Source organism: uncultured Bacteroides sp., assembly GCF_949298305.1.
In the GTDB taxonomy this organism is placed as follows: Bacteria; Bacteroidota; Bacteroidia; order Bacteroidales; family Bacteroidaceae; genus Bacteroides.
Genome location: NZ_CASFWU010000089.1, coordinates 1 through 10671 on the forward strand (window position 1 = coordinate 1; position 10671 = coordinate 10671).

Annotated in this window: 5 protein-coding genes; 1 reads left to right on the forward strand and 4 read right to left on the reverse strand. The window is 62.4% G+C overall.

The genetic code is table 11. The features are described from left to right. On the forward strand, positions 1-1549 hold a 1549-nt coding region (locus Q1Y74_RS11195; protein WP_300814415.1), incomplete at its 5' end, for a family 20 glycosylhydrolase. Positions 1550-1855: 306 nt separating this feature from the next. Here Q1Y74_RS11195 and Q1Y74_RS11200 read toward each other — a convergent pair. From Q1Y74_RS11200 to Q1Y74_RS11215, 4 genes are all read right to left on the reverse strand, one after another. Further along, complete coding sequence (locus Q1Y74_RS11200; protein ID WP_300814416.1) at positions 1856-2992, reverse strand: N-acetyltransferase; 1137 nt, start codon at positions 2990-2992, stop codon at positions 1856-1858. Between the two features lie 267 nt (positions 2993-3259). After that, positions 3260-6175: a glycosyl hydrolase 115 family protein gene (locus tag Q1Y74_RS11205; RefSeq protein WP_300814417.1), complete on the reverse strand. Its 2916-nt coding sequence runs from the start codon at positions 6173-6175 to the stop codon at positions 3260-3262. Between the two features lie 49 nt (positions 6176-6224). After that, positions 6225-7970 (reverse strand): RagB/SusD family nutrient uptake outer membrane protein, encoded by a 1746-nt coding sequence (locus Q1Y74_RS11210; RefSeq protein ID WP_300814418.1) that lies wholly within the window; start codon positions 7968-7970, stop codon positions 6225-6227. A gap of 7 nt (positions 7971-7977) precedes the next feature. Next, the coding region (locus Q1Y74_RS11215) for a SusC/RagA family TonB-linked outer membrane protein (RefSeq protein WP_300814419.1) at positions 7978-10671 on the reverse strand (2694 nt) is incomplete at its 5' end.

Sequence of the window (10671 nt, forward strand, 5' to 3'; positions counted from 1 at the left end):
GGCCGAACGCTTCATCACGGTCATACCCGAAGTGGACATGCCGGGCCACATGATGGCGGCGCTGGCGTCCTATCCCGAACTGGGATGTACCGGCGGTCCATACGAGATTCCCACCCGCTTCGGCGTATTCCAGGAAGTGCTCTGCGGCGGCAATGAGCAGACCCTTCAGTTTGCCAAAGACGTGCTGAACGAGATTATGGACATCTTCCCCTCCGAGTATATCCACATCGGCGGCGACGAATGTCCCAAAGTTCGCTGGAAGGAATGTCCCAAGTGTCAGGCCAAAATCCGCGAACTGGGCCTGAAATCCACCCCCGAACACACGAAAGAGAACCAACTGCAGGCCTACTTCATGGGCGAAGTGGAGAAGGTCATCAACGCCCGCGGCCGCAAGATGCTGGGCTGGGACGAGATACTGGAAGGCAACCCCACCAAGACGTCCACCGTCATGGCATGGACAGGCGTGAAGGCCGGCATCAAGTCGGCGCAGCTTCAGCACAAGACCATCATCTGCCCCATCAGCCACCTCTACTTCAGCAACCCGGGCTACAACCGCCTGAAGGGCGTGACCAGCGTGGCGCGCGTCTATGACTTCGAGCCTGTGGCCGACGTGCTCACCCCCGAAGAGCGGCAGAACATCATCGGCGCGCAGGGCTGCATCTGGACGGAGTGGACCAAGGACAGCGTGAAGATGGAGTGGCAGATGATGCCGCGCATCGCCGCCCTGAGCGAACTGCAGTGGACCGACCCCGCCAAGAAGAACCTGGACGGCTTCCTCAAGCGCCTCCGCCACCAGCTGGACATCTACAACCTCTATGGCTACCACTACAAGCAGGACATTGAGGACGTCGTGATAGACGTCAATCCCTCGCCCGAAGGCGGACAGGCCCTCGTCACACTGAGCACCTTCGACAACGCCCCCGTCTACTACACCACGGACGGAACCGCCCCCACCGCCGCGTCGACACGCTATGAGGCACCCTTCGCCGTGGCCCGGAGCGGCAGCATCAAGGCCGTGGCCATCCGCGACGGCAGGGAGAGCAACGTGGCCGAAGAGAACCTGCAATACAACCTGGCCACCATGCGCCCCATCACCCTGGCCAACGAACCCGCCCCGCAGTTCACCTACAAGGGCGCCCCGCTGCTGGTGGACGGCCTCCCGGGCGACGGCAACTACCGCTCCGGCCGCTTCGTGGGCTTCTACGGCAAGGACCTCGACGCCACCATCGACCTCCAGAGCGAACAGGAGATTTCTTCCGCCTTTGTCAGCACCTACCTGGTGCCCGGCGACTACATTTTCGGCTTGAAGGGTCTTGAGGTTTATGTGTCCGACACGGGCAAGGACTTCAAGAAGGTGGCCTCCAAGACCATCCCCGTGCTCGAAAAGGGTGCGAAGAACAACGTCGCCCGCCGCGAGGAAATCAGCTTCGCCCCGGTGAAGGCACGCTACGTGCGCATCGTGGGCAAGGCCACTCCCAAGCTGCCCGCCTGGCATCCGGGTGCCGGCAGCACGGCCTTCCTCTTTGTGGACGAGCTGGGCGTCAACTGATGGCCGCCCCGCCGGCCGTGAAACATGGCCTGCTTTCACCGTGAAGGGACGATGTTTCACGGCAATGTGTTGAAAAAGAATGCGTTTCACTCCGTGTGTAGGGGTGAAACGCATTCTTTTTATTTCCTGTCTGCCGTGTGGAAGAAGGGGGCGTGAAGTCCCCTCGGAGGATGCTTGCACGGTCCGCGGACAATGCTTGCACGGTCTGCGGGGGATGCAAGTGTCGTCCGCGGACCGTGCAAGCATCCGTCTGGCGCGATGCAGCTGCCCGTCCGGGGCGGCCGCCGCCCTCCTCCGCCCCGGCCTTTATCCTATCTCCTTGATGAACGCGCGGCGGCGCTTGTGCTGCTCGGTGCGGAAGTACTCCCACTGTGCCTGCACCTTGCCGTTCAGCTCCAGTTCGGGGTTGCTTTCGGCGTACTCGAAGCCCAGCTGCTGGTAGACGGGGATGAGGTCGGAGAAGAGCAGCGCGTTGACGCCCTTGTTCTGGTATTCGGGCTTCACGGCCACGAGCAGCAGGTCCAGCACCGGGGCGCGGTGCTTGAAGAAGAGGGCCTTCAGCAGGTGGTACCAGCCGAAGGGCAGCAGCCGTCCGTGGGACTTCTGCAAGGCGCGCGAGAGCGAGGGCATGGAGATGCCCACGGCCACCAGCTTGTCGTCCTGGTCGGTGATGAGCGTCACCATGCGCAGGTCCAGGATGGGCAGGTACATCTTCACGTACTGGTCTATCTGCCGCTGTGTCAGGGCCGAGTAGCCGTAAAGCGGCGTGTAGGCCTCGTTGATGAGTTCGAAGATGGCCTGTCCGTAGTCGCGGGCAATCTTCTTGCTCGACGTGTATTTCTTTATCTTCAGGTTGTACTTGCGCTGGATGAGGTCCGAGATGCGCTTATGCTTCTCGGGGATGGCGTCGGGGACGAATATCTTGTACTCCACCCAGTCGGCGTCCTTGCGGAAGCCCATGCGCTCCATGTGCTGCGGGTAGTAGGGATGGTTGTAGATGGTGGCCATGGTGCCCAGCTGGTCGAAGCCTTCGACGAGCATTCCTTCGGCATCCATGTCGGTGAAGCCCAGCGGGCCCTGTATGTGGGTCATGCCGCGCTCCTTGCCCCACTGCTCCACGGTCTGTATCAGCGCGTCGGCCACTTCGGCGTCGTCCGTGAAGTCTATCCACCCGAAGCGCACCTCCTTCTTGTTCCACGTGCGGTTGGCCTTGTGGTTGATGATGGCGGCCACGCGGCCCACCGGGCGGCCGTCCTTGTAGGCCAGGAAGTAGTCGGCTTCGCAGAACTCGAAGGCGGCGTTCTTCTTCTTGTTGAAGGTATTGAGCATGTCGTCAAACAAGTCGGGCACAGAGTAAGGATTGTCCTTGTACATCTCGTAGTTGAAGCGGATGAACCGCTTCAGTTCCCGCTTGGTAGTAACTTTCTTGATTGTAACAGCCATATTGTCTTTAGATTGTGTCCGCAAAGATAACACTTACCGCCCGTTTTAGCCAAATTTCACAGAAAGTTTTTGGCGCGGCGGGGTGCCGGGAGCGGCGTGACCGGTCGTTCCGCAGGCAGACGGTCGGTTCCCCCGCAGGCAGACAGTCGGTTTCCCCGCAGGCAGACGGTCAGTCTTCCCGCAGGCAGACAGTCGGTCTCCCCGCAGGCAGACAGTCGGTCTTCCCGCAGGCTGACGGAAGGTTTTCCTGCGGGAAGACCGGAAGGCCTATTCCTCCATGCGCACCACCTCGGGGCCCAGGTAGGAACGCTTCAGGCCGCCGAAGTCTATCACGACCTTCTGGATGATTACGCCGGGGTCCTTACACACCAGCTTCAGCGTGTGGCGGCCGGGCTTGTCCACGGTGAGGCGCAGCATGTTGAGCGTGGTGTTGCGGGCCACGTTCTCGTTCCACTCGCCCGAGTATTCCTTGGCCGTGTTCGAGGCCAGCTTGAGCAGGCCGTCGTCTATCATCACGCCGAACGAGGTGCCCGTGCCGCCGTGGAGCGGGAAGGTGGGCACGGCATAAATCCAGACGGAGACGGAGCCGGCGTTGAAGCTGTAGAAGTCGTACTCGGCACGGGCGGTACGGCCGATGACGTAGGTGCCCTGCGAGGGTGCCAGCGGGTCGCCCAGCTGCACACTGCCGCCTTCATAGCCCAGGCCGGGGATGGTGCGTATCTTCACCTGCTCCGTGTCGTGCTTGCGGTGGTAGCGGGCGGGGTCGATGGACACGCAGCCGTTCTCCTCCAGATAGAGCCCCTTCAGCTCTTCGGGGCGGGGCGAGGCGGGGTTCATCACCGTGAGCAGGACGGGACGGACGTCGGTGCCGCAGCGTAGGGTAAGGATGCCGGTCAGCCTGTCGGCGGCGGGCAGCTTGTCCCAGTCTACCCAGACGCGGAGGCGCTCCTCGCCGCCGAGCTTGCCGCGGCGTTTGCCGACGACTATCCACGGCTCGGACACTTCGGCCGTCCACTCCAGCGGCTTGCGGCCCGTGTTGTAGAGGTCTATGTAGGTGTCGCGGCGGGTCAGGCTGTTGAGCACGGGCAGGGTGTTGGTGCCGCCGTGGTTCAGGTCCTGTCCGGGGAGCTGGATGCCCAGCCGTCCCTCTTCGGGCAGGTCGATGGTGGTCGTGGGCGGCATGTTCTGGTAGGTGGCCACCCAGCCGGGCGCCAGGGCCATCATGTGCCGCCACTTGCCGTCCAGCTGCTCGTTGTAGAGGCGGGTGTAGTGGCCTATGCTGTCGTGGTAGGACCGTGCCCGGTCGGCCGTCTCGTTGGTGAGGCTGCGCCCCTGGCGGGCATACCAGCGGTTCTGCTGGGCGGTGAGCATCTTCTTGTTCATCAGGCAGGCGCCCTTGACGGGATAGAGCACCAGCTGGTAGAAGCTGGGCTTCAGTTCCCCGGGCAGGGAGCGCCAGATGCGCCCGGCCTTGGCGGCAATGCGGTCGTACTCTTCCATCCGCCTTTCGGCCTCGCGGTAGTTGGTGAAGGAGAAGTCGGTGTCGGTCATGCGCTCCTGGGCGTTCTCCGTGTTCCACTCGTAGCCCCAGCCCATGGCTTCGGGCTTGCGCTGGAAGCCCAGCCGGTAGTAGGACGAGAGGATGTCCGCCAGGTCGTCGTGCCACTTGTCGCCGTAGATGGCGGCCAGGAAGTCGGGCTGGTGGCGGACGATGTTGTCGTAGTCGAAGGCATCCATGTCCCAGGCCATGTCGAGGAACGTCTTGATGCCCAGTTCGCCGGGCTTGATGTCGCCCACGTTGAGCAGCCAGTAGCGGCGGGCCCCCGTGGCGTAGGCCTTGGAGAGTTCTTCGTACATCAGGGCGGGCGGCGTGGTGTTCAGCCAGAGGTAGTCGTGCGGACCTCCCAGGTAGGAGATGTGGTAGTAGACGCCCGACCCTCCGCGGCGGGCGGCCTCGGCGGGGGTGTTCAGCTTCTTGATGTAGCCGTAGTTGTCGTCGGGCCAGACGAGGGTGATGTCGTCCGGCAGGCGCAGGCCGCGCTCATAGATGTCCAGCACCTCCTTGTAGGGCACGAATATCTGCGGGATGGAGTCGATGGGGGCGTCGATGTGCCTGCCGAGGATGTTGCGCTGGTCGGCGATGACCTCCTCCACCAGCGACACTTCCCGTTCCTTGGGCACGCCCACCAGCCCGGAGTCGTGGATGCCGCGCATGGCGATGGTGTAGATGTTCTCATAGGGGGCGTTGGAGGCCACGCGCTTGTCCAGCACGTCGAGGATGCCCTGCCGGTTGGTGAGGTAGTTCCACTCTCCGTTCACGTCCTTGTGCCACTCCGTCACGTTGTTGAACAGGAGGGGCTCGCAGTGCGAGGAGGTCATGACGATGGCGAAGCTGTCGGCCACGAGCTTGTTCTCGGGATATTTGTTGAACGCGCCCGACGAGGGGTGCATGGCGGGGGCCAGCATGTTGCCCTTCAGGCGCAGCAGCAGTTCGCAGACACGGGCGTAGGTTTTGGGGCCGATGTCGCCCAGTTGGGGGTCGAAGGTCTTCGATGCCCAGGGCGTGATGCCCCAGCCCTCGTCGTTGATGAAGATGCCGCGGTACTGCACCGAGGGGGCTTTGGAGACGTAGCTGTCCGTCAGCAGGTAGACGGACTTCTTGCGGGCGACGGGCACGTCGGCCCACCAGTAGAAGGGCGACACGCCCATGGCCTCGGAGAGGGTGAAGAGGCCGTAGGCCGTGCCGCGGCGGTCGGAACCGGCAATGACCAGCGCACGGCCCACGCCGCGGAAAGGCTTGTCCACCGCCTGCACCAGGTAGCGTTCCCAGCCGCCGCGGATGGCGGATACGTCCAGCTTGCCTTCCTCCACCAGCGCGTCGATGAAGCGGCTCTGCCCGACGGTGCCCGCCACGATGAGGGGCGCGGCGGTGTTCACGGGCGCGGCAGACAGCACACAGCCGTCGGTGCCCGTCACCCGCCCGATGTCCTGCGCAAAGAGGGCCGCCACCTTCTTCACCACTTCGTGGTCGGCGGGGTCGGTCAGGATGCGTGTCTGCTGCCCTTTCGTTGCGACGGCAAAGCAGGGACCGTCCGGCCTCCGCTCGGAGACCGCAAGCTGGGCACGTGCCGTAAGGGCAGACAAAAGCAGCAGTGCCGGCAAAAGTAATCTATATGTTTTCATTGTCTGTATGGTTATTGGTGTGAATGACAAGTTGAGGGGTTGCCCCGGGTCAGTAGCCCGGGTTCTGTTCCAGCACTGCGTCCGTATTGGCCTCGATGGCCGACTGCGGAATGGGCCACAGGTTGTACTTCTCCAGCATGCCCATGCCGTCGCCGTTGGTGGCGGGGTCGGCATAGTAGGGATTGCACTTTATGACGCGGTCGTAGAGCTTGCCCAGGCGCATCAGCGTCAGGCGGCGTTTCTCCTCCACGCCCAGCTCGCGCATCCGTTCGTCCAGGATGTAGTCCAGGTCCACCTGCTCCGCCTCCACGGGGCGGGCATGGGCGCGCTCCCTGACGGCGTTGATGTCTGCCGCCGCCAGTTCCTTCTCGCCCAGGTTCAGGTAGGCTTCGGCACGCAGCAGGTAGGTCTCGGCCAGGCGGAACATGTACTGGTCGGTGTAGGTGGTGCCGGCAATGCTCTTCAGCTCGTAGGTGGCGGCGTTGGCATACAGCTCGGCGGGATGGTTGTAGGGGGTGGTACACTTGGACGGGTAGGCGTAGAGGAAGCGGCCGGGGATGGTGGTGCTGCCGTCCTGCCCCACAATCAGGTTGGCGGGCGGGTTGTCCACGTCTATCGTGTCGATGCCGAACTGCTCCCTGAAGGAGGGATTGTTCACGGCAAAGCGGCGCACGAAGTTGTGGTTGGCGTTGCGGATGTCGTTGTCGAAGTCGCTCTGCCAGATGGTGTGGCTGTAATGCTCTGTGGTAATGCCCCAGCCTATGCCACGGCCACCCGTATAGTCGCCCACGGGCCAGAGGAAGGGCGAATAGTCCTTGATGACGCCGTTCTGCTCCGTACGCAGTTTCACGTCGCGCACCATGGGCGCGCAGTGGCGCTCCAGCATGTAGTTGCCGTCCAGTTTCAGGTCGGCCGTGGAGCTGCCGCCGCCGGGCAGGTTGGTCTCGAACTGGATGACCCATACGCCCTCCGTATTGCCTGCGCCACGGTTCTGGTTGTTCATGCGGAAGAGGTCCCAGTAGACATCACCCGGCGTCTCCGTGGCGCGCGAGCCGAAGCGTTCCTTCATCAGTGCCAGGGCGGGATTGCCGATGACCCGGGAAGCGGCATCGACGGCCTCGCGATTGTCCCCCGTGGCCAGGTAGAGCTCTGCCAGCAGGTGGCAGGCAGCGGCAGAAGACACCTCGCCGTCCTTCACCGCCGCAATGTCCGGCAGGTGTTCGGCGGCATATTTCACGTCGTCCAGCGCCTGGGCCAGGGTCTCCTCCTTCGTGGCCCTCACAAAATCGGTCTTCGGGGCGGAAACCTCCTCCAGGGTGATGGGCACTCCGCCGTAAAGGTAGGCCAGTGTGCGGTAGGCCAGCCCACGGAAGAAGCGGGCCTTGGCGGTGAACAACGTGCGGGTCTCTTCGGGGAAGGACGTGGCGCCCACCCGGCAGATGATGGCGTAGGCGTCGGCAATGAGCTTGTACAGGTAGTCCCAGTGCGCCTTGGGGATGTTGCCGGTGGGGTTGTAGGCGGCGGTCATGTTGCCGTGGCGGTTGGAGGTGCCGGGCTCGCCGTCGTAGAGCAGGTCGGTGCCGTAGATGTAGTCGAACGGTGTGTTCTCGTCCGCCCCATAGAACTCCTTCCGGACGGAGTAGTAGAGGCCGTTGACGGCCATGTTGAAGTCGGCCTCGGTGATGTAGGAATTGTCTGAGCTCATGAAGTCCTCGGGCCTTTCTTTCAGGAATTCACTCTCGTTGCACGAGGCAAGGAGCAGACACAGCAGGATGTAAACGATATTCTTGTTCATGGCATTATTACAGGGTTAAGTTTAAACCAAAAGTGAAGCTTCGCAGTACGGGACGGCCGTAGTAGCCGCTGTTGGCCTCGGGGTCCCATCCTTTCCATTTCGTGACGGTGAACAGGTTCTTTCCGCTCACATACAGGCCCAGGCTTTCAATGCCCGTATGCTTCAGCCAGGCTTTGGGCAGGTCGTAGGACAGGTTGACGTCCTGCAGGCGGAGAAAGCTGCGGTCCTGGTAGGCGGTGGGGACAATGGCGCCGGCCGTCGTGGAGCGGGAGTAGGTGGCCCCGGGGTTGTTGGGCGACCAGTGGTCGGCGGCCAGCTCGGCGGGCATGTTCCAGCGGCGCGCGTTGGCGTCGCCTCGGTTCAGCGCGCTGGAGTTGGAGCCCAGGTAGCCGTCCTTTCCGCTCAGGACGGAGTTGAAGAAGAAGCTGAACGTGAAGTTCTTGTACCTGAAGCGGTTCATCAGACCCATGCGGCAGGCAGGGTCCTGGTCGCCTATGACGACGCGGTCGTCCACGGTGATTTCGCCGTCGCCGTCCACGTCCCTGATTTTGTAATTGCCCGGATGATAGCCGGCGGGAATGTCGTCGTCCAGCTGGTAGATGCCGTCGATGATGTAGCCATAGATGGCCGAGGTCGATTCGCCGATGAACAGGTTGCTGGCCACCAGGTCGTCTTCCTTGCCGTCGCCGTCAGTGTCCTTGCCGAAGAGGGTGACAATCTCGTTGGAGTTGGACGAGATGTTGAACGTGGTACTCCACTCAAAGTCGCGGGTGCGGATGTTCTGCGAGGTCAGCGAGAGCTCCACGCCCCGGTTCTTGATTTCGCCGATGTTGGTGCTCACCGTCGAGAAGCCGGTGATGGTGGGGATGGCCATGTCGTAGAGCAGGTCGCGCGTCACGGTCCGGTAGGCCTCCAGCGAGCCGTAGAGGCGGTTGCCCAGCAGGTTGAAATCGATGCCGAAGTTGAAGCCCTCGGTCTTTTCCCACTTCAGGTCCTTGTTGGCCATTGAGCTGATTTGCTGGTAGATTTCGGTAGAGCCCCCGTCGCCGAACACGTAGCCGGGGTTGGTGTTTACCTGCGCAAGCGATTTGTAGCGGCTGGTCTGGTTGCCGCTGATGCCCCAGCCGCCCCTGATTTTCAGATAGTCCACCCAGGAGACGTTGAAGAAGTCCTCCTCGGAGAGCAGCCATCCCAGAGCCACCGAGGGGAAGACGGCGGTCTTGTTGTGCTCGGCAAAGCCCGAATAGCCGTCGCGGCGCACGGTGGCCGTCAGCAGGTAGCGGTTCTTGTATTTGTAGTTCAGGCGCACCATCTGGTAGAGCAGGGCCTCGCTCCAGGCATCGGAATTGGTGAACTGCTCCTTGCCCAGCTCCAGGCTGTTGTAGCCCAGCGTCAGCCGGGGGAAGTTCTGTGCCTTGGCCTCGGTGTAGTTCTGCTTCCGCTCGCTGGCTCCATAGAGGAAGGTGGCCCCGACGGAGTGGTCGCCGAACTCGCCGTTGTAGTTCAAGATGTTGTCCACCGTGTAGTCGTAATAAGAGGTGTGCTGCTTGTAGGCCTCGCCCGTCAGGCTGGCCCCGTAGGGATTGGCCTGGAAGTGCTCGTCAATGCGGTAGTTGTTTCCGTAGTTGATACGGTAGGTCAGTCCCTTGACGGGCAGCTTCACCTCGGCATAGAAGTTGGCGAAGAAGTAGTTGTGGCGCTCCTTGTCCACCACGTCCGAGCCCATGAAGGGATTGGTGTCCAGCGTGGCGAAGGGATAGGGAACCAGATCGCCGTTCTCGTCGTAGGGCTCAATCAGCGGGTTCTGCGTGAGCAGGGCCCAGTAGTTGGGTTCGGCCCCGTCCTGGTTGACGAAGGAGGCAAACGACTGTACACCCACCTTCAGCCACTTGAAGGGGTTGGCGTCCAGGTTGACGCGGATGCTGTTGCGGGCAAAGTCGTCGTTCAGGATGACGCCCCGCTGGTCGGTATTGGCATAGGAAATCAGGTAGGACATTGCTTCGCCACCGCCCGAGAGCGAAATCTTGTTCTCCCACATGGAGCCCGTCTGCGTGCCCTCGCTCCACCAGTCGTAGTCGTAGGGCGAGATGCCGTCGGGCTGCGTGTTGTCCAGCATCACCTTGTCGGGCAGGTAGTCCGCCAGGCGGAAGTCGGGGTTGGGCGTGGTATAGTCGGGGCCGATGTAGGCCTTGTCATACCAGAACTCGCGCGTGAACGAGAGGTATTCCTCGCGGTTCATCGGACGCAGGTCCCTGGTGGAATTGGACAAGGTGTAGGCCGACGAGAAGCTAACCTTGGCCTTCCCTGCCTTCCCCTTCTTGGTGGTGATGAGCAGGACGCCGTTGGCCGCCTGGGCTCCGTAGACGGCCGTTGCGCTGGCGTCCTTCAGCACGTCGATGGAGGCGATGTCGTTGGGGTTGATGGAAGACAGCGAGCTGGTGTAGATGATGCCGTCCAGCACAATCAGCACGCTCTTGTTGCCCGAGAGTGTGTTGGTGCCGCGGATGGAGAAGGAGGGCGTGCTGCCCGAGGAGGTCGTCTGCCCCACGTTCAGACCGGGCACGCTGCCCTGCAGGGACTGGAGCAGGTTGGAGTTGGGGGCCTTCTCAAAGTCCTTGATGTTGGCGCTCACCACCGCTCCCGTCAGGTCGGACTTCTTCATGGAACCGTAGCCGACCACCACCACCTCGTCCAGCATCTG

Excerpts from the sequence above, each read along its gene's own strand:
- Q1Y74_RS11200 (WP_300814416.1), bottom strand. The coding sequence starts at position 2,992 with ATGGCTGTTACAATCAAGAAAGTTACTACCAAGCGGGAACTGAAGCGG.
- Q1Y74_RS11205 (WP_300814417.1), bottom strand. The coding sequence starts at position 6,175 with ATGAAAACATATAGATTACTTTTGCCGGCACTGCTGCTTTTGTCTGCC.
- Q1Y74_RS11210 (WP_300814418.1), bottom strand. The coding sequence starts at position 7,970 with ATGAACAAGAATATCGTTTACATCCTGCTGTGTCTGCTCCTTGCCTCG.